Source organism: Micromonospora sp. LZ37 (genome assembly GCF_059359015.1).
Genome location: NZ_JCADBL010000006.1, coordinates 187,967 through 209,026 on the forward strand (window position 1 = coordinate 187,967; position 21,060 = coordinate 209,026).

The window sequence follows — 21,060 nt, forward strand, 5'->3', positions numbered from 1 at the left end:
GAAAGGGGTGGGTGATGCGTGACCTGCTGCCGCCGACCGTCGCGGTGGCGGTGGCCGGGCCGACGGACTGGGCGGGCGAGCTGCTCGCCGCCGAAGCGGCCGGGCTGGGCGAACGCGCGGTGCTGAGCCGGCGGCAGGACTTCACCGCCGGACGGTCCTGCGCCCGGCGGGCGATGGCCGCGCTCGGGCTGCCGGCCGCGCCGGTGCCCGCCGCGGCCGACCGCTCCCCGGTCTGGCCGTCAGGCCTGGTCGGCACCATCACCCACACCCGGGGGTACTGCGCGGCGGCGGTCGCCCGGACCACCGACGTCCGGTCCGTCGGCATGGACGCCGAGCGGCTCCGCGAGCTCAACCCGGGGGTACGTCGGCTGATCTGCCGGCCGGAGGAGGAGCGGTGGTGCGCCCGGCTGCCGGCCGGCGTCCACTGGCCGCTGGTGCTGTTCAGCGCCAAGGAGACCGTCTACAAGGTCTGGCACCCGGTCGTCGGGTCCTGGTTGGACTTCCAGGACGCCACGGTGGAGCTGGACCCCGACGCGGGCGTGTTCACCGCGCGGATCGCGCCGGCCCGGGTCGCCGAGGCGACCGTCGCCGATCCGCCCACCGTGGTCACCGGCCGGTTCGTCGTCGAGGACGACCTGGTCCGGACGGCGGCGGTGCTGCCCCTTCGCTGAGCGGCTTGCGCGCACCTACTAGCGTCCAGGAGTTCGATCTGTCGAAGTGCCGAGGAGTACGGTGAGCCAGCCCCAGCCCCCTTACGGGCCGCAGGACCCCAACCAGCCGCCGGTGGACCCGTTCCCCACGGCGCCGGTGCCGCAGTACCCCGCCGACCCGACCGCGCCGCTGCCGCCGGTCTCCGGTCCGCCCCAGAACCCGTACGCGCCGGTGGACCCGACCACTCCGCAGCCGCCCGTGTCGGGCGCCCCGCAGAACCCCTACGCCCCGCAGCCGCCCGTCTCGGGCTCCCCCTACCCGGCGTACGACCCGAACGCGGGGCAGCCGCCGGTCTCCGGCGCGCCGTACCCGCCGGTCTCCGGGGGCGGCTACCCGCCCGTGTCGGGCGGGCCGGTGCCCCCGGGCTACCCCATGGGCGCCCCGCAGGCGCCGGCGAAGTCCAAGAAGAAGACCTGGGTCATCGTCGGCATCGTGGTGGCGGTGCTCCTGCTGCTCTGCTGCGGCGGCGCCGTGGCGGCCCTGGTGGCGGGCGGCAAGAAGGCCGCCGACAAGGCCCAGGAGCTGGAGCGCTCGCTGCCGACGACCACCGCCGCGCCGGCGGTCCCCGGCGGCAAGCCCACGAAGTCGGCCCCGGCCGACGGCGAGACGTTCAACATGAAGCCCGGCGACACCCTGGTGATCGAGGACGACGAGGGCACCATCGAGATCACCCTCCGCAAGTTCAGCACCTCCACCAAGGCGTGCCGCTCGTTCGCCCCGGAGCCGCAGAAGGGCCTCTACCTGGTGGCCGACGTGACCGCCACGGTCACCAAGGGCACCGGCTCGATCAACCCGTTCTACTTCAAGTGGGTGGCCGAGGACGGCGCCACCGCCAACGGGTTGGCCGGCGCGCTCTCCGGCTGCGGCGGGGACATGCTCGACGCCGGCAACAAGCTGCGGGCCGGCAGCAAGCGGTCCGGCGCGGTGGTCTTCGACGTCAGGGACAAGAAGGGCGTCGTGGAGTACGAGCACAACTTCGAGGCCGCCGGCTCCTGGAAGCCGTGACGCCACGTCGCTGACGGGCCGGCTCCCCTGGTGGGGCCGGCCCGTCGCGCTGTCCTGCCGGGTCAGGCGGACGCTCAGCCGTCCAGTCGGGACAGGATCTCGGCCACCGGCCCGGGGCGGACGTCCCGATGCGCCGTACCCGACCACAGGTTGAGCGCGTCCGGGTCGCCGCGTTCGGCAGCCGCCGCGCGGATCGGCGTGGTCAGGTGGTGCACCGCGGGATACCCGACCGGCGCGCTCGCCGACCAGGCGTCCGTGAACCGGTTCCGCAGCGCCCGCGCCGGCTGGCCGGTGAAGGCCCGGGTCACCACCGTCTCGGTGAACCGCCCGGAGAGCATCGCCTGTCGTTGTGCCGGCCGCGTCCCGGCCTCGTCGGCGAGCAGGAACACCGTGCCCGCCTGCACGGCCACCGCGCCCGCGGCCAGCGCCCGTCGTACGTCCGCCGCCGTGCCGGTGCCGCCCGCCGCGACGACCGGCAGGTCCACGGCGGCGACGACGTCACGCACCAGGTCCGGGGCGGTGGAGGATCCGTCGTATCGGGCGGGTGAGGTGGTGGCCGAGTGGCCGCCGGCCGATCCGGCCTGCGCGACGAGCACGTCCGCGCCGGCGGCAGCCGCCCGCCGCGCCTCCTCGACGTCGGTCACCGTCACCAGCACCGCGCACCCCGCGCCGCGCAACGCCTGGACGGCCGACGCCTCGGGCATCCCGAAGGTGAAGCTGACCAGCGGCACGGCCGCGGCGGCGGCGATCTCGACCTTGGCCGTGAAGTGGTCGTCGTCGTCGAGCCGCAGCGGCGGCAGATCGACCCCGTACCGTCGCGCCTCCGGCTCCAGTGCCCGGCGGTACTCCCGCAGCGGCGCCAGGTCGGCCGGGGGTGGCGACGGCACGAAGATGTTCAACCCGTACGGCAGCCGGCTCGCCCGCAGCTCCGCGACCTCCCGCGCCACCGCCTCCGGTGTCTTGTAACCGGCGGCGAGGAACCCGACCGCGCCGGCGGTCCCCGCCGCCATCACCAGCTCTGTCGTGGACGGCCCGCCGGCCATCGGCGCGACCACGATGGGACGCGGAACCCCCAACACCATGGCCTCATTGTGAAGTACCGCGCCGGCGCCGAGCGGCGACTCGGGCGCCTCGGCCCTCCTACTCCTCCCGGCGCTCCGCGTCGTCGGGTGGAAAGGGGACTTCGGGTCGGGGCTGTCGGTCGGCGGTCCCGGACCTGCGCCAGAGGAACACCTCGGTGTCCGGTACCCGCTCGGAGAACCGGCCGCCGTCCGACGCCTCCTCCAGAAGCCTTCGGAGATCGCCGTCGAACTCGGCCAGCCTCGGCCCGAACAGGTGCGGCGCCGAGTCCGAGCGGGAGTAGACCCAGGCCATGACGTCGTCCACGGTCCGCTCCAGCACCGCGTCGGCCGACACTCTCAGCCGTTCAGGGCCGGCGAAGCCCGCCTGCGCCAGCACAACGGCTTCGCCGCCGGGGGTGCCGCTCACCAGCACGCCCTGACCGGCCCGTCGCACCGGTCCCAGGTAGCGCCGCACGAGCTTCCGTATCCCGCTGGTGGGAGGAACGGGGTACGGGAGCCCGGCAGCAGGGAGCGGCTCCTTCGCGTCACTGATGTGCACGAACACGCCGCCCGGAGTCAGCATCCGGTGGACCGTGTCCGCGACCCGCTCCTGGTCCATCCAGTGGAAGGACTGCGCGAAGACCGCCACCCGGAAGGCGCCGAGCCCGGCCGGCAGCTCCTCGGCGCGCGCCCGGACCCATCGGACGTTGCCGACGCCGGCACGCTCGCCACGTCGGCGAGCCTCGGCCAGCATCCCCTCGTCCGGATCCACTCCCACCGCTTCGGAGAACATCGGGGCGAGCGGCAGGGTCACGGTGCCCGGCCCGCACCCGACGTCGAGCAGGCGCCCGGAACCGTCGAGCAGGAGCACATGCCGGAGCGCCCCGGGCAGACCCGCGGCATAGGGCAGACGTCCCCGCTCGTAGTGGGGCGCACTGCCCTCGAACAGGGACCCGTCCCACTCCCAGCCCTCCGGCACTTCCGGCTCCTCTCGGCGCGGCCGGGCAGGCAACCGACCCTACAGATCGCCGCCGCGGCTCGCTTTCCCTTCCGTGCTGTGCAATACGCGGCGTCCCGGGCAGGAAGAAGTGGCTCTCGCCCGACCATCCCGTCTGGAGCCTCGGCGATGACCGAGCAGGAATTTGACCGATTTCTAGTTCGTTATGGCTTAGATGTGCAAAAGTCCGATTACCTATAGCTGCACTTCGGCGTGACAACGGCCCGCTGTCGTAACAGCGCCTGCCGGAGACACACCATGAGAGGCCAAACGTGACAGTCACTTCGATCCGCCACCGTCATCGCGCCGCGCTGCCGGCACTCGGAGCCATCATCGCTGCATTCGCGGCCACCGCCCTGCTGATTCTCAGTGGAACCGGTGCCAGCGCCCAACCGGCGCCGGTCGGCCTGGGGACAGCGGCGAACTTCTCCGTGCTGGCCGGTTCCACCGTCACCAACACCGGCCCGAGCTTCCTGGCGCAGAGCCTCGGTGTCCACCCCGGCAACACCGCCCCCGGCTTCCCACCGGGCACCGTCGCCGGTGAGATCCACCTCGGCGACGCCGTCGCCCTGCAAGCCAAGAACGACCTGACCACCGCCTACAACGACGCCGCCGGCCGGACCCCGTTCACCAACCTTCCCGCCGAACTCGGCGGATCAACCCTCGTCCCCGGGGTGTACCGGATCGGCGCCGCACAACTGACCGGCACCCTGACCCTGAACTCTCAGAACAACCCGGCGGCAGTTTTCATCTTCCAGATCGATTCCACCCTCATCACGGCGGCCAACAGCAGCGTCGTGTTCATCAACGGCGCCTCGCCCTGCAACGTGTACTGGCAGGTGGGCAGCTCGGCCACGATCGGCACGGGCACCCGGTTCGTGGGCAACATCCTGGCCCAGACCTCGATCACCATGAACACCGGCGCAACCCTCCAAGGCCGCGCCCTGGCCCAGACCGGCGCCGTCACCCTCGACACCAACACCATCAACGCCCCCGTCTGCCTCCAACCCACAGCAACGCCGACAACCACTCCAACGGGCACCCCGACCGGCCAGCCCACGGGCACCCCGACGGGCACGCCCACCGGCACCCCGACCGGCACGCCCACGGGCACCCCGACCGGCACCCCGACGGGCACGCCCACGGGCACGCCCACCGGCACCCCGACCGGCACGCCCACCGGCACCCCGACCGGCACGCCCACGGGCACCCCGACAGGCCAGCCGACGGGAACCCCGACCGGCCAGCCGACGGGAACTCCGACCGGGTTTCCGACCCCAACCCGTACCCAGCTACCGGTGACCGGCGGTAGCGGCGGTAGTGCGCTGATACCCGTCCTGACGGGCATCGGCAGCGTCGCCGTCGCCTCCGGCGCCGCCTTGCTCATCGCCTACCGCCGCAGGGCCTCCGAGTCCTGACCGGGCAGACCCCGGCGGCCGGTCACCGGCCGCCGGGGTCACGGCTCCGACACGCCCTTTGTCGGATGACGCGGAAAGGATCACCGACCTGCGACCGTTCCGGCAGGTCGCGGCCCTGCCGTGAACATTTCCCCGCGTGCTGCACGGCCCGGATGCAGCCCCAACGGACGTCGGAGGTTCGCCCGCCCATTCGACGGCCGGCTGACATCGCCGGCCGCCGCGATCGCCCGATCCGACCGCTAATCGGCCTCGGCCAGATAGCCGACCTGCGGCGATCCAGCCGCCGAGCGCACGTGGTAACCCCAGCGCCGCAACGCCTGCATGACCTTCATCGCGCCAACCGGATTCGCCGAGTGGACGTACACCACTCCGATGTCGAACGGCCGCTCCTCGAACGCGGCCTTCTCCAACACCTCGATGACGGGCCAGATCGTGTCGTCCCCACCGAGGTCGTGATCCAGCCACAGCTCGTCCAACCGCTCTCCGCGGTGTCGCTCCAGCGCCTGAACGCCCGCCGCGCTGGTGCGCGCCACCTGCGCCACCCGGCGATCGACGAACGCGCGGAGGTCGTCAACCAGCACGATTCGCGGCGGCTTCTCGGAAAGCATGACCCCATCCTTGGCCCGGACAGCCGACACCGCTACCGCAATCGAGGCCGGCCGTCGTGCCGCCGACCTGGTCCACCTACCGCCGGCTCTCGATCATCGCCACGGGTGGGAAAGCCTGCCTCTGTCCCCGGGTCCCCCAGCCGTACCGGCGGTGTCGGTGACGCCTGCGAGGATCCGGCCATGACCGCGACCGCCTCGGACTACACCTGGTTTGCTGACCGCTTTTCCGGCCTGATGGAGGCCTACTGCATGACGCTGGTCAAGGGGCTGACGCCTGCGGAGCTGTTGAGCCGACTGGGCGCGCGGGAGGAGTGCCGCGTGACCGGCGCCGAGGAGCTGCTCGAGCCCGCGTACCAGCCATGGGAGGGACACCACGGTGGCCGGTTGTTCGTCGGCGTCACCGCGGTCGGCGACTGGGCACTCGCCGTCGAACCCAACGGCTATCTCGGCACCCTCGACGAGGTGATCGTTCCGCTCTCGACGGGCACTCGGCTCGTGTCCCACTTCCGCAACGTCAACGCGGTCGACCACTTCTTCTGGCTGGAGGACGGGGACCTCCGACTTCACTTCGAGCCGCTGTTCCCCAGCGCTCGGGACGGCAGTGACCCCGACGGCCTCCTGGAGGTGATGCGCCAGGTCGGCTTCGATCTCAGTGAGGACGACGACGCGAGCTACGAACTCCACACCGAGGCGACGTTCGCCCTCGCCGAACACCTCACCGGGATCCGACTCACCCCCGAACTCCTTGAGGCAGCGACTTACGCGTGCGGCACCGTCCCGATACCTGGCCGGTACCGAGCCTCGCGGTGATCTCGGCGGCCCTCGACCTGGGTGTGGAGCTGAGGTGTCGGGCGGAATCCAGCGGATCGGACGGATTTGCCGGCCGCGTTGGAGGGGATGCTCCCGCCATGGACGAGCTGCGGCGGTCGCGAACGGAGCCTGCGGCGGGCGTCCCGCGCGACGCACACACCGCGCGGGCCGAGGAGGTGCTCGACGCCTGGCGACAGCGGACAGGGACCGCCAAACGGGACCGAAGGCGACAGTTGGCCATCTATGCCGGGGTGGCTGTTCAAGCCGGCCTCGCGGCTGGCCTCGCCTGGATCGCGGCACGCGAGATCGGGATCAGCACCCACAACCCGGTCTTCGCGCCAATCGCCGCCGTGGGCACCGTGGCGGCGGCAGTGGGTCAGCGGCTGCGCCGAGTCATCGAACTCATCGCCGGCGTGGGACTGGGCATCGCGATCGCGAACGCGATGCTCATGCTGATCGGACACGGCGCGGCGCAAACCGGCCTCATCGTCACTGCCACGATTCTGCTGGCGATCGCGTTGACCGGACGCGGCGGTGTCATCACCCAGGCCGGCGGAACGGCGGTGCTGGTTTCCGCGGTCGAGCCGACCGCGCGAGCGGTGGAATTGACGCAGCTGGTCAACGCGATGACCGGTGGGGCGATCGGGCTGGCGGTGGCGACCGTTCTCCTTCCGCTCAATCCGCTGCGGCTGGTGCGCAAGGCCGCCTCTCCCGCCATCACCCGGATGGCCACACAACTGATCGCCGCGGGGCGAGGGTTGGCCGACCGTGACGCCCCGAGTGTCCATGCGGCGCTTCGCGAGCTGAGGGACATGGGTGGTGACCTGGCGAGGCTGTCCGACGCGCTGCAAGGCGCCCGCGAGGTCGTGCAGCTCTCACCGCAACGGCGTCACTGGCGCAACTCGCTTCAGCAGTACAGCGAAGGCGCGGAGCATCTCAACAAAGCTGTGCTGGCCAGCCGTGGTCTCACCCGCAAGTCGGTCGCCCTCATCGCCAACGACGAGCACATTCCGCCCCTCCTACCCGACGCTGTGACCACCCTCGGGCTGGCGGTTCGCGATCTGAACCAGGACTTTATCGCCGGACGAGAACCACACCGGACACGGCAGCGCTCACTGGCTGCCGTCTGTCAGGCCAGCGAGGCACATCGGACGGGTCTCGGGCTGTCCGGCACAGCGGTCGTCGCGCTCGTCCGCACCGTCGCCGGGGAACTCCTCCGAGCAACGGCGATCGAACACACCGACGCCAACCGCATGGTTCGTCAGGCCGCAGGCTGACCCGCGTGCCGGCCGATACCCCCACTGAAGCGACGCGAGCTGAACATCGGCGAGGGCATCCAGGTACATGGGCGTTCGCCCCGCCCGCTGGCCTGGCTGCTCGACTGGCCGCTTCCGGGGCATCGTCCCGCCCGTTGAGGTGGGATGCTCGAAGGGTGAATGGTCGACACACCGCCTGGCTCGGGTTGGCGGTGGGGCTGATCGCTGGCTGTTCCGAGCCGCAGTACGCGCTACCTGATCGGAGCACTGCTGCCGTCCAGGCTGAGGAGCAGCGTCTCGCCGCACTCCTCCCCGGCAAGCTGGTCAGCGAACCGGGCACGTGCAAGGTCCGACTGCTTGGGCAGGAAGGCCCCTCGTCGTTCGCCTGGGCTCAATGCGAAGGTTCACCGGCGCCGGGGGTCCCTACCGCTGTCTCCATGCCCGTCCGGGTTGACGGCGACCGGGTAACGCGACCTGCCGACGGGAGTGGATACGCCGCGAGCGTGAAGCGCATGTTCCCGGGGCGGCTGGCGGAAGCCGTTCTCGACAGTCCCGACCGGCTCCGTCCTTGAAGCCGACTGGGCAGCCTTGCTGGGCGTCGGTTGCACGGCAAGTACGGCTGGTGGCACCAGTGGCCGTCGTTGGTCGTTCCCGACCTCCAACGGCCTGACGACTGCTTGTCGGGCATTCTCAGCGAGTACGCCGTAGGCGTCGGCTGCTACGAACAGGCCGTGGCGGCCAACCTCAGCCACCCGCGTCTGACCGATGGCGTCCCGGTACCTCCTGAGAGTGATCCGCTTCCAACCTCACACCCGGCGGGGCACGTACCCCTAGCTTGCGTAGGGACCCGTAGGCAGGGTGGGAGGTCGTGTGGAGAAGTACCCGGCCCTTGAGGACCATGGGCTCATCGGCGACCTGCAGACGGCCGCGTTGGTCGCCCGCGATGGCACGGTCGACTGGTTCTGCGCGCCGCGTTTCGACTCCCCCAGCATCTTCGCGGGCTTGCTCGATCGGCAACGCGGCGGTTACTTACGCATCTCGCCCGACGGCGTCGACTACCTGAGCAAGCAGCTGTACATGCCCGGCACGCCCATCCTGATCACCCGCTTCATCAGCGCGGACGGCGTCGGCGAGATCATCGACTTCATGCCGGTCGTCGGCGAACAGGTCACCGATCAGCACCGGCTCGTGCGGATGGTCAACATGGTTCGGGGCAGCATGCGGTTCCGCATCGAATGTCGGCCCCGTTTCAACTACGGCCGGGACCGCCACGATCTGGAGCTGCAATCCGATGGTGTCGCCTTCCACAGCTCCTCGATGACACTCACCGTCAATCCGGTCCGTCCAGTCGGGCGGCTGGTACACGAGGCCGACGTCCACGACAGCGGCGGGGACCTGCTCATGTTCGCCACGTTCCGCCAGGGCGACACCGGTGGGATGGTGGTGGAGACCGCCTCCACCCACGATCCCCGCGTCATTCCCGCTGACGAGGTCCGGGCGATGTTCGTGCAGACCCGCGACTACTGGCGCCGCTGGCTCGACCGATCCCGCTATACCGGACGGTGGCGGGAGATGGTTGAACGCTCGGCGATCACCCTGAAACTCATGACCTACGCACCTACCGGTGCCATGATCGCCGCCCCAACCGCCGCGCTGCCGGAGATGGTTGGCGGCACCCGGAACTGGGACTACCGCTACACCTGGGTCCGCGACACCTCATTCTCGGTACACGCTCTCCTGGGACTCGGGTTCACGGAGGAGGCCAGCCGGTACGTGGACTGGCTCGACGAGCGCGTCCGCGAAGCCGGCGACAGCGGCAACCCGCTGAAGATCATGTACCGCATCGATGGCTCGTCGGATCTGCACGAAGAAGTACTTGACCACTTCGAGGGTTACCGCGGCTCCGGTCCGGTCCGGGTGGGCAACGGCGCGGCCGACCAGCTGCAGCTCGATATTCACGGCGAGGCGCTGTACGCGATGCACCTCGCCGACGAACGGGGCATCCGCGCCTCACACCAGGTCTGGCGCAGCACTGTCAAACTTGTCGACTGGCTCTGCGACAACTGGGACCGGCCCGACGCGGGTATCTGGGAAAGCCGAAGCCACCCCCGCAACTACACCTACGGCCGGCTGATGTCCTGGGTCGCCCTCGACCGTGCCATCCGCCTCGCCGCACGACACGGCCGCCCCGGCGACACCTGCCGGTGGGCCCAGCAGCGAGACGCCATCTACCACCAGATCATGGAAAACGGCTACGACCCCGGCCGCCGCTCCTTCGTCCAGAGCTACGGCGAGGCAGTTCTCGACGCCGCGCTGCTCACCATGCCGTCCGTCGGCTTCGTGACGCCCACCGATCCCATGTGGCAGTCCACCCTCCGCGCCATCGACGACGAACTCGTCTCCGACAGCCTCGTCTACCGATACGACCCCGCCGCCTCCCCAGACGGGCTACCCGGCGACGAAGGCACCTTCAACATGTGCACCTTCTGGTACGTGGAAGCCCTCGCCTGCGCCGGACGCCTCGACGAAGCACGCCTCGCCTTCGAGAAAATGCTCACCTTCAGCAGCCACCTGGGGCTCTACGCCGAAGAGATCGCGTCGAGCGGCGAACAGACCGGCAATTTCCCCCAGGCGTTCAGCCACCTTGCGCTCATCAACACCGCAGTCGCCCTCGACGAACTCCTCGACGGCCAGAAGAAGTGAGCATGGCGTATCCACCCGTCAGCGACGAGGTACGTGTACGCAGTTCTCTGGCTGGTAATCGCCGGCGACGCGGAAGTCTCCGCAGGTGAGGAAGCGATCGTTGAACCGGCCGACGAAATAGCCGGTGATCGTCACAGCGGTGACGACAGCTACGACGGCGATCTTGGTTCGGCGGTCGGGCAGGGTGAAGTAGTTCGGTGCGATCAACCGCGCAACGACCCAGGCGATGATCGGCAACACAGCTACGGTGGCAACGAGCAGGACACGGTCCACGACCCGGGCAACGGCACCCGACTGGCTGGCCGGAAAGACAAGCCGCACCAGGGTGAGCAGGAGCGGCGGCGCGAACAGGGCCAGCAGCCAGGGGTGGATCTGCATCCGGGAGCGCATGATCAGCCCTCCCAGCAACACGACCAGCGACACGACGAGGAGTTGCTGCCGAAATTGGTAGAGGAGCGTGTGGTAGGCGCCGAAGGCGAAAGCAACATGCCAGGCGTACAGGGACGCGCCGATCGTGATGGCGAAGAAGCCGCCGAGCCTTCCCCGACTCGGGCCTGTCTGGTCGAACCCCTTCAACAGGTCGTCTTCTGCCAGCCGACGTCGCTTCGACTCTGTCACGCCGTTTGCTTCCCAACCGGCGGTCATCAAGCCGGGAGGTGCTCGTCCGCTCGTCCCGCCAGTTCAGCACTGCGCTCCCGTCGCGAAGATCAAAAGCGGCACAAGGAACACGCCGACCGGACCTGGCCCGGGGTGCGAGAATTTCCGGGCACACCCACCCGGCGGACCACCATCGAGCCACCGACTTCGTGGGCCGGTCGCGGCAGCCCCTCCAGACGCTCTGCACCAGTCGAGCCAGAAGGCGGTGGCGACACCGAGGTTGACGTAGGAGATCGAGGCGTCACTCCCGCCGCCCGCCTGAAACGCCATGAACGCGGCATGGCTGGACAGCTGCACAGGATCGAAAAAGGCCGTCTCCGACAAGCGGAAACGGCCTTTGAACTGGGTGGAGCTGAGGGGATTTGAACCCCATACACCTTCTGCGGGGAGAGATCAACGCGAGTGGGGCACTTCTGCGGCGCGACCTGCGCAACTGTCGCCAAGCCCTTCCGACGCTTGACATAGCTTGCCAGTCGCAGTTGTGCCGGATCTGTGCCCGATGATCTCCGCCCGCCCGCCGCCCCTGGCCCGCGCCCTCTAGCCATCCCGTCGGCCTTCGTCCGCACACTGTGGAGTGGGTGGGGCCTGCCCGGTCAAGGTGGAGCACACCACCGTCTGAACGACCTTGACCGGGCGGGCCCCACCCACTCGGCTCTGCCCGGACGGAGGTTGTCGGGATGGCGCCCACCATCCCGGAGTGCCCGAGCGCCCCGCCGGAGGCCAACGGGGTTTGCCTCGTCCGCGGCGGGCGTAACGTGTCACGCATGATCACCTGCGTTGTCGACTACGTCATTGATCCCGACAAGCTCTATGACTTCGAGCTGTTCGCGCGTCGCTGGATGCACTTGGTGGTGCGGCATGGGGGAACTCACCACGGCTACTTTCTTCCTGCGGAAGGTGCTAGTGACCGGGCGCTTGCTCTATTCAGTTTCCCCAGCCTCGCGGCGTATGAGCAGTACCGGTCGCTGTTCGGCACTGATCCCGATTTCGTGGAAGCTGATCGCATCCGTGATGACAGCGGCTGCGTTTTGCGGTACGACCGCTCCTTCATGCGCCCCTTGCTCCCGTCGACTGATTGACCCGCCGTTGATCAAAACATCGAACCCCGGAACGCTGCTGTCATCAGCGGCCCGGGGCTTCGTCATGTTCGCGCCGCCGGCGGGCTAGCACCGACGCGCTGGCGGCCGAAGGCCAGAGGCGCGGCGGCGGGCCATCGGCCCGGCCCAGGTTCGGCGGCGCGAGCGGCCTGCGAAGCGGGCCGCCTTGATCTCGTACAGAAACTTCTCACAGTCTCGCACCAAGCACACTGTCGGGCTTCACTTGATCCGTTACACATCAACTTCAGTTGACGGGTGACAGCCGGCCGGATCTCTCCTGTTCTGCCGTCACAGTGCGTTACCGGCGTGCCGTCCTATCGCCGGGGTAGCGGTCCTCGATGCCGGTCAAGACGCACGGTCAGCGGCAGATTCGGTCGCTGGTGCCGTTCTGCGGACGGGACGCTTCGGGCGGAAACTAGAACCAGTACCTACCCTGGCCGCCACTGTGGTTGGCGGCGGAACAGTTCCCCGCTTCGCCTTATTTTCTGTTCCAGACCGCATTCTGATCGGTGCTCGGGTCCTTCATGGTGAGGTTGTTGCCGTCGGCGCTCAGCGTGCCGTCCACGGAGTACTTGGTGATGCCGCAGTCGAACTCGAACCGGTACGTCCGTTTGCCCTGGCTCTTGGTGGCGCCGGTGCATGAGATGCCCACACTGGCCGACAGTGAACCGTCGTCGCGCACCGTCATCGTCCGCGAACCATTCTCCGCCATGACCCAGGTGCCCGCGAGCGACGGTCCGTCGTCACCTCCGCAGCCAGTCGCGAACAGCGCGACGCCGAACGCCAACCCGGCCAGTCTCCAGCGAGTACGCACGTCTACCCCTCCCTCTGTGCCGCGAGCCTAACGACAGCGGGCGATACGAACCAGATCGCGTCGCGGCGAGGCCAGCACCTGCCCGCCCACGTCCGCTCATCGACAGAAGCGGATGTCGGGGACACCAGCGTGGTGGACGACCAGTGTCACGGGCCGTGTCCGGCATGCTCAAGGCCGGTGTAACCCGTCAAGTGAAGCTGATGTGTAACGGATCAAGCGGAGTACGACATCGCACCAAGCACACTGTCCGGTCTCAGGACCTAGGTGACAGATCGGTATCAGGACCTGCGTGACACTTCTACTGAGTGCTGGTAGAGCGCGCACGTGCCCGCCGGTTCGTGGATGTGCTGGCAGGGGGTGGTCTACTCCGCGTCCATGAGCCAGTCGCCTGGCAATGCCCGCCGTACTCGCTCCAGGGCGTCGTGGGTCCTCGCTCGCACCCACAGCCATTGCCGGCCGTCGTCGCGCAAGAGCACGTCCGTGTCGGCGAACCACCGCACGGGCGGTCCGTCTGGTATCGACCACAGCGGGTAGTCCGGCAGTCCAATGCGACTGAAGCTGCGCTCCAGCACCGTCACAGCGGCGTCATCAAGGTTCCTGTTGTCACAAAGGCCGACCTCGCCGGACATGAGGCTCTCCGAGAGCACCATCTCGATGCAGGCCAGCGAGAGCCGATCGAACCACCGACCCCAGCCGCGTGCTGCGCCTCCCAGCCTGTCGAGTCGGATGACGACCGGCGGGTCGTCCAGGTGGAGACTGTGGACTGGCACGCCCCACCAGGTGACGTTCTGGTTCTCCCTCCGGAAGACCAGCACCCGGTCCTCGTCGTCGAGATTCAGCCGCGAGGGTTCCCACAAGTAGTCCTGGGTTCGCGTCAGGTCATCTCGGCGTCCGAACAGGCGGTATGCGGTGCGCAGGGCAGAGGGTAACCGCACTCCGAGTCGTGTCTCAGCCGCAGCCAGCTCCGCCTCGGCGTAGCCGTCCCCGGCCTCCGACGGCGCCAGCCAGTCCGAGGTGAACTGGGTGATGAAGCGTTCTACGGCAACTTGTCCACCAGCCGCAGCATTGGTGGGACGTGTCGGATCGAACCGGTCGGTCACGCGTCCGGACCCTAGTAGTGACAGATGAAGATCGTCTAGTCGGACGTGTCACCCACGTCCTGAGACTGATTTGTCACGGAGGTCCTGAGACCCGACATCGCACCAAGCACACGCACAAGCACTCGCGACCTGCCCGACACTCGCCCCTGCCCGGTTCAGCCAGCCTCCGACCACTAGGCGCCCAACACCCGGCCTCTGGCCTTGGCCGACTCTCGCGCCAATCCGCACCGTTTTCGTGAGCTGACTGACGGTGCCGGGCATGGTTCAATATCAGCGGCGCGCTCCGTGACGCGAGCGCCAAGCAAAAACGGGGCCCGAAGGCCCCGAATCCTCGCTGATTTGTGCCGGATCTGTGCCCGCCGATCTTGCTGGCGGGATTTCCCCTGGTCAGCGGTGTTACTGGTGGAGCTGAGGGGATTTGAACCCCTGACCCCCTCGATGCGAACGAGGTGCGCTACCGGTCTGCGCCACAGCCCCTCCGCCGGCGAACCGGCTTCGGTCCCACCCGGCTTTCACCGGGCGGGCCGGCGCCAAGGTTAACAGGTCCGCCGCCCCCCACGCGAATCACCCCGCCCGCCATCCGCCACTTCCGCCGATCATGCAGTTGCCGGCCCGGCAAAAAGGACAACCAACCACACAACCCCCACCACAACTGCAAGATCGCCGGCGAAGAGGGGAGGGCGTCAGGCGGAGTGGGAGCCGCGGCCGGAGGAGTAGGGGCGGCCGCGGAGGCCGCCGGTGCGGCGGTAGGAGACGGAGCCTCCGCCGCCGGCCGCCGCCGGCAGGTCACCCGACCGGTCGAGGCCCATCGCGGTACGGCGTACCGCCTCGCGTTGGGCGGCCAGGCGGCGCTGCGCCTCCCGGCGGGCCGCCGCCCGCCGGGCCTGCTCCCGCCGCACCTCGGCCTGCCGGGCGGCCAGCCAGGCCGCCTCCCGCGCCTGGAGGCGCCGCCGCCGGCGCTCCGTCAGGGCCCGGCGCCGCAGGTGTACGACGTACAGCAGCAGCAGGGCGGCGGTGACCGAGAAGCCGATCCAGAACCCGGGGCTGACCACGATCACGCCGATCAGCTCGACGAAGTTCAGCAGCAGCAGCGCGGCGAGCACCCGACGCCGCCGGTAGACGGCCGGAGTGTGGTGCCGGTGCGCGGGCGGCCGACGACGCGCCCGTCGCGGTGCCGGCGGTACGGCGCGGAGCCGACCCTTCCGGCGCACCGCGGCCGGGGGTGCCGACACCGGGGCACTCAGACCGCCCGTGTCGGAGTCTTCAGTGAGGGTGACGACGAGGGCGCGGGACGGGTTGACCGGGCGCCGGCCGGGGACAGTACGACGCCGCCGGCGGCGCTGGAGCACCCGCGCCGTCGACTGCGCCCGCTCCGCCACCAGCCGCTCGGTGGCGTCGTACCGGCGGACCAGCGCCGGGGCCAGGGCGAGCAGGCCGGCGGCGGCGAGGACGGCGAGGAGCACCGAGGTCGGCACCCTCACCCCTCCCGTCACCGAATTCGGGGCAACCGTCGGACCACCGCAGGATCTTCCCCGGATGGTCGTCCACGGCGCAGATCGTACGGGCGGGCAGCGCTTGCCACAGCTTGCAGTTACTTGAGGTTACGGGCCGCCGACCGGGATGATGACGCGCCGCGCCGATCCCGTCCGTGGGACGGCTCACCCGCGGGCGGAACGGATCCGGTGCCAGCGGGCCAGCAGGCCGCCCTCGGCGGCGACCTCCTCGCTGGTCATCGCGTATCCGATGTGGTCACGCCACGCACCGTCGATGTGCATGTAGCGGACGTGGTACGCCTCCTCGCGGAAGCCCAGCTTCTCCACCACCCGCCGGGACGGCCGGTTCTCCGGCCGGATGTTGACCTCGACCCGGTGCAGCCCACCCGCGCCGAACGCGTGGTCGACGGCGAGCGCCATCGCGGTGGGGATCACGCCTCGACCGGCCACCCGGGCGTCCACCCAGTACCCCACGTAGCCGGAGCAGTAGGCCCGCCGGACGATGCTGCCCACGTTGAGGTGCCCGACCAGTCGTTCCCGGCCGTCCTCGCGCAGGCAGACCGCGAACGGCATGCCCTCGCCGGTCCGCGCCGACCGCCGCTGGTCCCGGTACACGTAGCGGAACGCGGCCGGCGAGTTGGTTTCGTCCCAACTGCCCGGCAGGTGGGACTCCCATGGGGACAGCCAAGACTGGTTGTCGCGCCGCACCCGCGACCAGGCGGCCGCGTCGGAGCGCCGGTACGGCCGCAGCACCACCGGACCGTCCACCAGCACCACCGGCCACCCCGGCACCCGGCCGAGTCCGAACAGGCTCACCGCGCCGGCCTCCCGCCCGTGGGAACGGGCCGACGGGACCGGCTCACCGGCGCCGGTCCAGCAGCAGGACGTCCACGGTGGACCCGGCGGCGGCGTTGGTGACCCGCTCGCCGAGCACCAGCAACCCGTTCGCCTCGGCCAGCCCGGAGAGGGTGAACGGTCCACCGCTGAGCGGCTGGACCGTGTAGCCCCCGCCGCGCCGCTCGGCGACGTGTGCGGGGCGGAACTCGCGCAGCCCGGCCGGCGACGACACGGTCTCCAGCAGGTGCGCCCGGACGCTGGGCCGGAACACCGGCTCCGCGCCGGCCAGCAGCTGGATCGCCGGCCGGGCCAGCACCTCGAAGCCGATCAGCGCCGCGCCGGGCTCACCGGGCAGACACACCACCGGCACCTCCTCGGCACCGACCGTACCGAATCCCAGCGCGGTGCCGGGATAGAGCGCCACGTCGGTGAAGGTGACCGGTCCGGCGCGGCCGCCCTCCCGGCGGGACAGGATCCGGCGGACCATGTCCCCCGGACCGGTGCCGGTGCCGCCGGTGGTCAGGATCAGGTCGGCCCGCAGGGTCTGGTCCTCCAGCAGGCCGCGCAGCCCCTCCGGGTCGTCGTCGCAGATGCCCACCCGGTACGCCAGCGCCCCCGCCTCGGCCGCGGCGGCGGTCAGCGCGTGCGAGTTCGCGTCCACCACCTGGCCGGGCTGGCTGCCCCGGCCCACGTCGACCAGCTCGTCGCCGGTGGCCACGATGACCACGCGCGGGCTGGGGCGGACCACCACGTGTCCGATGCCGGTGGCGGCGAAGACGGCGACCAGCGCCGGCGAGACGTACGTGCCGGCGCGGGCGAGCAGCGTGCCGGCGGGCAGCTCCTCGCCGGCGCGGCGGACCCCGTACCCCCGCTTGGGGGTGCGGAAGATCTCCACCGCGGCCATGCCCTGGTCCGTCCACTCCACCGGGACGACGACGTCCGCTGCGACGGGCAGGGGCGCCCCGGCGGCCACCGAGAAGCACGAGCCCGGGGTGAGCCGGACCGGGCGCCAGCTCGCCGCGCCGAGGTCACCGACGACGTTCAGCCGCACGGTACGGCCCGGCCCCCCGGAGGGGGCCGGGCCGTACCCGACGAGGTCCTCCCAGCGCGCCGCGTACCCGTCCACCGCCGCCTGGTCGAAGGCGGGGAACGAGTGCGGGGCGACGACGTCCTCGGCGAGGACGTTGCCGTGCGCCTGGGTGAGGTCGAGGTCGAGCGGAGGCAGCGCGCGTAACCTGCGCAGCACGCTGCCCAGGTAGTCGGCGAGTGGCGTCAGCTCGTTCGCGGCCGCCTCGGCGTCGGCCGTCGCGGTCATGTACCGGAGCCGCCCGCCGCGTCGGAGTTGACGAACTCGGCCAGCCACTTGCGGAACTCACCGCCGAGGTCCTCCCGCTCGACGGCGATCTGCACCACGGTCTGGAGGTAGCCCAGCGGCATGCCGGTGTCGTAGCGGGTGCCCCGGTAGACGATCGCGTGCACCGGCACGCCCTCGTTGCGCAGCAGCTCCATGGCGTCGGTCAGCTGGATCTCCCCGCCGCTGCCCGGCTCCGTCCGGCGGATCGCGTCGAAGATCCGGCCCGGCAGCACGTACCGGCCGAGGACGGCGAGGTTGCTCGGCGCGTCCTCCGGCTGGGGCTTCTCCACCATGCCGGTGACCTTGACGACCTCGCCGATGTCGGTCAGCTCCGCCTCGGCCGGCTCCACCGAGGCGATGCCGTACCGGCTGGTCTCGGCCGGGTCGACCTCGAAGAAGGCGAGCACCACCCCGCCGGTGCGGGCCTGGAGCTCCAACATGGCCGGCAGCAGCGGCTCGGACGGCTTGACGAACTCGTCACCCAGCAGCACCGCGAAGGGCGCGTCGCCGACGTGCGACTCGGCGTACCCGACGGCGTGGCCCAGGCCGAGCTGCTCGGGCTGCCGGCGGGTGTGGATGGCGGCCAGTTCGGTGGTGCGCTGCACGGCGGCCAGCAGCTCGGGCTTCTTGGCGAGCCGCTCCTCCAGGTCGGGCCGGCGGTCGAAGTGGTCCACCATGGCCGTCTTGCCGCGCCCGGTGATCAGCAGCACGTCGTCGATGCCGGCCTGGGCGGCCTCCTCGACGATGTACTGGAGCACCGGCCGGTCTACCACCGGCAGCAACTCCTTCGGGACCGCCTTGGTGGCCGGCAGGAACCGGGTGGCCAGGCCGGCGGCCGGGATGACGGCCTTGACCGCACGGGGGCGGCCGGTCGCGGCGGCCGCTGGGTGGTTCGCTGAGTGCTCCGACATGTCGCGAGACTATCGGCCACGGCTCTGCCGCGGCGGGTGAGGACCGGAAGACGCGCCGCCCGTAGCCGGCTGCGTCACACCCGCGGTGGGCCGGGGAGCGCCGGCGCCGGGCCGGCCGGTCCCCGGGCCGGCGCGGGGCAGCCCGTCGTCCGGGCTCACCGCCCCGGCCGGCACCGGGATCTCCTCGGTCAGCGGGGCGGCCCGCTCCCCGGCGACCCGGTGCCCGTCCCGGCCGGCGGCCTTCGCGGCGTAGAGCGCCTCGTCCGCCGCGTCCAGCACCTGCTGGCCGGTGCTGGCGTGGTCGGGGTAGACGGCGATGCCGATGGAGACCGTCACCGGGATCGCCACCCGCCGACCGGCGTGCCCGTCCGCGGCGATCGGGGTGCCGCGCACGGCCGCGCCGAGCCGCTCGGCGACGATCGCCGCGCCCCGGGCGTCGGTCTCCGGCAGCAGCACCACGAACTCCTCGCCGCCCTGCCGGAACGCCAGGTCGACCTCGCGGATCTCGCCGCGGATCCGGCGGGCGAACTCGGCGAGCACCGCGTCCCCGGCCGCGTGGCCGTAGGTGTCGTTGACGTCCTTGAACCGGTCCAGGTCGAGGACGAGGATGCTGAGCATCCGCCCGAACCGGCTGGCCCGCTCCACCTCCCGGCGCAGCGACTCGCGCAGGTAGCGGTAGTTCCACAGCCCGGTCAGCGGGTCGGTCAGCGACAGCCGCTGCGCCTCCTCGTGCACCCGGACGTTCTCCACCGCCACCGCCGCGTGCCCGGCGAAGGTGCGCAGGGTGTCCAGGTCGGCGTCGTCGAACTCCTCGGCGCCCAACCGGTCGTAGAGGGCCAGCACGCCGACGGCCGGCTCACGCCCGGGCTCCACCCCGCCGGCCGGGCCGCCGGGCACGGTGAAGGGCACCGCGACGTACGTCTCGCAGCGCGGCTCGCCGGGCGCCGGCACGCCGTCCCCGGCCCGCCCGCGCCGCGGCTCCCCGGTGGCCGCCACCGCGCCGGCCACCCCGGCGCCGACCGGCACCCGCAGCGTCTCCGGGTCCGGCAGGCGGTCCTGGAGCCCCTCGCCGCACTTGCCCACCAGCACGCCGTCCGGGTCCAGCAGCAGCACCGCCCCGGCCCGGGCCCCGGTCGCGCCGATCGCGCTGTGCAGGATCACCCGCAGGATGCGTTGCAGGTCGTGGGTGCTGGCCAGGGTGTCGCCGAGCACCGCGAGGTGCCCGCGGAGCTGGTCACGGCTGCTGGTCAGGGCCGCCACGTAGCTGGCCGTCTCCCGGGTCATCCGGTTGAACGCGCCGGCCAGCCGGCCGATCTCGTCCCGGCTGCGCACCGGCACCCGCGCGGTCAGGTCGCCCCGGGCCACCCGGTCCACCGCCCCGGCCAGCTCGACCAGCGGCCGGGTGGTGACCCGGGCCAGCCGCCCGGCGGCCAGCACCGCCAGCAGGGCGGCCAGCAGCACCGCGCCGACCAGCACGGCGGGCAGCCCGGTCGGCCGCTCCCCCGGTACGGAGAGGACCAGCGGCAGCGGTTGGCCGGCTGCCGGGTCGAGCCGCCGGACGTACCGGCCGTCGGGGGTCTCGGTGACCTTGTCCCCGTCGACCGTGCCGGCGGCGGCGAGCACCGCCTCGCGTACCCGGGAGGTCTCGGTCGTGTGGGTGAAGCGGGTGGCGCCGCCGTCGAGCAGGGTGACCGCGACGCCGGTCGCGGCGGCCAGCCGGGTCACGAACGCCGGGTCGACCGGGTGGGCCGCGGCGACCGTGCCGAGGGCGCTCCCGGCCGGGTCGCGCAGGTCCACCCGGGCGCTGAGCACCCGCACCCGCCCGTCGACGGGTCGGCCCCCCGCGCAGTCCTGCCAGGGGGTGGGCGGGGCGCCCGGGGTGGTGTAGGTGGTCGCACCGGTCACGTCGGTGACCAGCACGGCGGCGGCCAGGCCCCGGCCGACCACCTGCCCGGCGGCAACGGCGCGGGCGGCGGCGTCGGTGCGCAGCGCGACGGCGTCCGCGGCGGCCCGCAGCTGCTGGCATAGGGCGTCGACGGAGGTGCGGACGGTGGCGGCGGCCACGCCGAGGCGTTCGGTGGCGCGGCTGCGGTCGACCGCCGCCAGGGTGGTGCCGACGAAGACCGCGCCGAGCAGCACCGGGCCGAGCACCACCGCGAGGAAGGCCGCCGTCAACCGCCCGCGTAGCGTCAACGCTGCCCCCCGGAGGTTTCGCGCCCGTTCCTGCG

Annotated in this window: 18 protein-coding genes and 1 tRNA gene; 7 read left to right on the plus strand and 12 right to left on the minus strand. The window is 71.2% G+C overall.

Translation table 11 applies throughout. The annotated features are described in order from the left end of the window. The first annotated feature begins 14 nt into the window (after nucleotides 1-14). A complete protein-coding gene (locus AC5L3Z_RS15100) occupies nucleotides 15-671 on the plus strand; it encodes a 4'-phosphopantetheinyl transferase family protein (protein WP_494842451.1) in 657 nt (218 codons plus the stop codon). A gap of 61 nt (nucleotides 672-732) precedes the next feature. Further along, entirely contained in the window at nucleotides 733-1,716 is a 984-nt protein-coding gene (locus AC5L3Z_RS15105) for a hypothetical protein (protein WP_494842453.1), read from the plus strand. Nucleotides 1,717-1,790: 74 nt separating this feature from the next. Here the strand turns inward: AC5L3Z_RS15105 and AC5L3Z_RS15110 are convergent, their stop codons facing one another. Beyond that, nucleotides 1,791-2,798 (minus strand): nitronate monooxygenase, encoded by a 1,008-nt coding sequence (locus AC5L3Z_RS15110; protein WP_494842455.1) that lies wholly within the window; start codon nucleotides 2,796-2,798, stop codon nucleotides 1,791-1,793. 58 nt (nucleotides 2,799-2,856) lie between these two features. Beyond that, a complete protein-coding gene (locus tag AC5L3Z_RS15115; protein ID WP_494842457.1) occupies nucleotides 2,857-3,756 on the minus strand; it encodes a class I SAM-dependent methyltransferase in 900 nt (299 codons plus the stop codon). A 290-nt stretch (nucleotides 3,757-4,046) separates the two neighbouring features. Here AC5L3Z_RS15115 and AC5L3Z_RS15120 point away from each other — a divergent pair, with 290 nt between their 5' ends. Further along, the gene (locus AC5L3Z_RS15120) at nucleotides 4,047-5,192 is read left to right on the plus strand and encodes an ice-binding family protein (RefSeq protein WP_494842459.1); all 1,146 of its coding nucleotides are present in this window, start codon (nucleotides 4,047-4,049) and stop codon (nucleotides 5,190-5,192) included. Nucleotides 5,193-5,431: 239 nt separating this feature from the next. On the opposite strand, the gene AC5L3Z_RS15125 is transcribed toward AC5L3Z_RS15120, so the two are convergent. Then, nucleotides 5,432-5,800, minus strand: a complete 369-nt coding sequence (locus AC5L3Z_RS15125) for a cyclic-phosphate processing receiver domain-containing protein (protein ID WP_494842461.1) — start codon at nucleotides 5,798-5,800, stop codon at nucleotides 5,432-5,434. 180 nt (nucleotides 5,801-5,980) lie between these two features. Between AC5L3Z_RS15125 and AC5L3Z_RS15130 the strand changes: the two genes are divergently transcribed. The 3 genes from AC5L3Z_RS15130 (at nucleotide 5,981) to AC5L3Z_RS15140 (ending at nucleotide 10,569) form a co-directional block, all read left to right on the plus strand. Then, nucleotides 5,981-6,610 (plus strand): DUF6461 domain-containing protein, encoded by a 630-nt coding sequence (locus AC5L3Z_RS15130; RefSeq protein WP_494842463.1) that lies wholly within the window; start codon nucleotides 5,981-5,983, stop codon nucleotides 6,608-6,610. 98 nt (nucleotides 6,611-6,708) lie between these two features. Then, on the plus strand, nucleotides 6,709-7,887 hold the full coding sequence (locus AC5L3Z_RS15135; protein ID WP_494842465.1) for an FUSC family protein: 1,179 nt from the start codon (nucleotides 6,709-6,711) through the stop codon (nucleotides 7,885-7,887). Between the two features lie 849 nt (nucleotides 7,888-8,736). Beyond that, nucleotides 8,737-10,569 (plus strand): glycoside hydrolase family 15 protein, encoded by a 1,833-nt coding sequence (locus AC5L3Z_RS15140; RefSeq protein ID WP_494842467.1) that lies wholly within the window; start codon nucleotides 8,737-8,739, stop codon nucleotides 10,567-10,569. A gap of 18 nt (nucleotides 10,570-10,587) precedes the next feature. On the opposite strand, the gene AC5L3Z_RS15145 is transcribed toward AC5L3Z_RS15140, so the two are convergent. Next, nucleotides 10,588-11,187, minus strand: coding sequence for a hypothetical protein (locus AC5L3Z_RS15145; RefSeq protein WP_494842469.1), 600 nt, complete (start codon nucleotides 11,185-11,187; stop codon nucleotides 10,588-10,590). An 803-nt stretch (nucleotides 11,188-11,990) separates the two neighbouring features. On the opposite strand from AC5L3Z_RS15145, the gene AC5L3Z_RS15150 reads away from it, so the two are divergent. Then, nucleotides 11,991-12,305 carry an NIPSNAP family protein gene (locus AC5L3Z_RS15150; RefSeq protein WP_494842471.1) on the plus strand — a complete coding sequence of 105 codons (315 nt, stop codon included), beginning with the start codon at nucleotides 11,991-11,993 and terminating at the stop codon, nucleotides 12,303-12,305. Between the two features lie 496 nt (nucleotides 12,306-12,801). On the opposite strand, the gene AC5L3Z_RS15155 is transcribed toward AC5L3Z_RS15150, so the two are convergent. The 8 genes from AC5L3Z_RS15155 to AC5L3Z_RS15190 form a co-directional block, all read right to left on the minus strand. Beyond that, on the minus strand, nucleotides 12,802-13,137 hold the full coding sequence (locus AC5L3Z_RS15155; RefSeq protein ID WP_494842473.1) for a hypothetical protein: 336 nt from the start codon (nucleotides 13,135-13,137) through the stop codon (nucleotides 12,802-12,804). Between the two features lie 362 nt (nucleotides 13,138-13,499). Then, on the minus strand, nucleotides 13,500-14,237 hold the full coding sequence (locus tag AC5L3Z_RS15160) for a hypothetical protein (protein WP_494842475.1): 738 nt from the start codon (nucleotides 14,235-14,237) through the stop codon (nucleotides 13,500-13,502). A gap of 400 nt (nucleotides 14,238-14,637) precedes the next feature. Beyond that, nucleotides 14,638-14,714 (minus strand) — tRNA-Ala (locus AC5L3Z_RS15165). A gap of 206 nt (nucleotides 14,715-14,920) precedes the next feature. Further along, nucleotides 14,921-15,718 (minus strand): divisome protein SepX/GlpR, encoded by a 798-nt coding sequence (sepX, locus tag AC5L3Z_RS15170; RefSeq protein WP_494842477.1) that lies wholly within the window; start codon nucleotides 15,716-15,718, stop codon nucleotides 14,921-14,923. A gap of 177 nt (nucleotides 15,719-15,895) precedes the next feature. Continuing rightward, nucleotides 15,896-16,546: a GNAT family N-acetyltransferase gene (locus tag AC5L3Z_RS15175; protein ID WP_494842479.1), complete on the minus strand. Its 651-nt coding sequence runs from the start codon at nucleotides 16,544-16,546 to the stop codon at nucleotides 15,896-15,898. A gap of 43 nt (nucleotides 16,547-16,589) precedes the next feature. Beyond that, nucleotides 16,590-17,882, minus strand: a complete 1,293-nt coding sequence (locus AC5L3Z_RS15180; RefSeq protein ID WP_494842481.1) for a molybdopterin molybdotransferase MoeA — start codon at nucleotides 17,880-17,882, stop codon at nucleotides 16,590-16,592. Continuing rightward, nucleotides 17,879-18,832 (minus strand): UTP--glucose-1-phosphate uridylyltransferase, encoded by a 954-nt coding sequence (locus AC5L3Z_RS15185; protein ID WP_494842483.1) that lies wholly within the window; start codon nucleotides 18,830-18,832, stop codon nucleotides 17,879-17,881. The genes AC5L3Z_RS15180 and AC5L3Z_RS15185 overlap by 4 nt, the downstream gene beginning before the upstream one ends. A gap of 9 nt (nucleotides 18,833-18,841) precedes the next feature. Beyond that, a complete protein-coding gene (locus AC5L3Z_RS15190) occupies nucleotides 18,842-21,025 on the minus strand; it encodes a GGDEF domain-containing protein (RefSeq protein ID WP_494842485.1) in 2,184 nt (727 codons plus the stop codon). Nucleotides 21,026-21,060: the final 35 nt, after the last annotated feature.

Excerpts from the sequence above, each read along its gene's own strand:
- AC5L3Z_RS15100 (WP_494842451.1), top strand. The coding sequence starts at position 15 with ATGCGTGACCTGCTGCCGCCGACCGTCGCGGTGGCGGTGGCCGGGCCG.
- AC5L3Z_RS15110 (WP_494842455.1), bottom strand. The coding sequence starts at position 2,798 with ATGGTGTTGGGGGTTCCGCGTCCCATCGTGGTCGCGCCGATGGCCGGC.
- AC5L3Z_RS15125 (WP_494842461.1), bottom strand. The coding sequence starts at position 5,800 with ATGCTTTCCGAGAAGCCGCCGCGAATCGTGCTGGTTGACGACCTCCGC.
- AC5L3Z_RS15130 (WP_494842463.1), top strand. The coding sequence starts at position 5,981 with ATGACCGCGACCGCCTCGGACTACACCTGGTTTGCTGACCGCTTTTCC.
- AC5L3Z_RS15135 (WP_494842465.1), top strand. The coding sequence starts at position 6,709 with ATGGACGAGCTGCGGCGGTCGCGAACGGAGCCTGCGGCGGGCGTCCCG.
- AC5L3Z_RS15150 (WP_494842471.1), top strand. The coding sequence starts at position 11,991 with ATGATCACCTGCGTTGTCGACTACGTCATTGATCCCGACAAGCTCTAT.
- AC5L3Z_RS15180 (WP_494842481.1), bottom strand. The coding sequence starts at position 17,882 with ATGACCGCGACGGCCGACGCCGAGGCGGCCGCGAACGAGCTGACGCCA.
- AC5L3Z_RS15185 (WP_494842483.1), bottom strand. The coding sequence starts at position 18,832 with ATGTCGGAGCACTCAGCGAACCACCCAGCGGCCGCCGCGACCGGCCGC.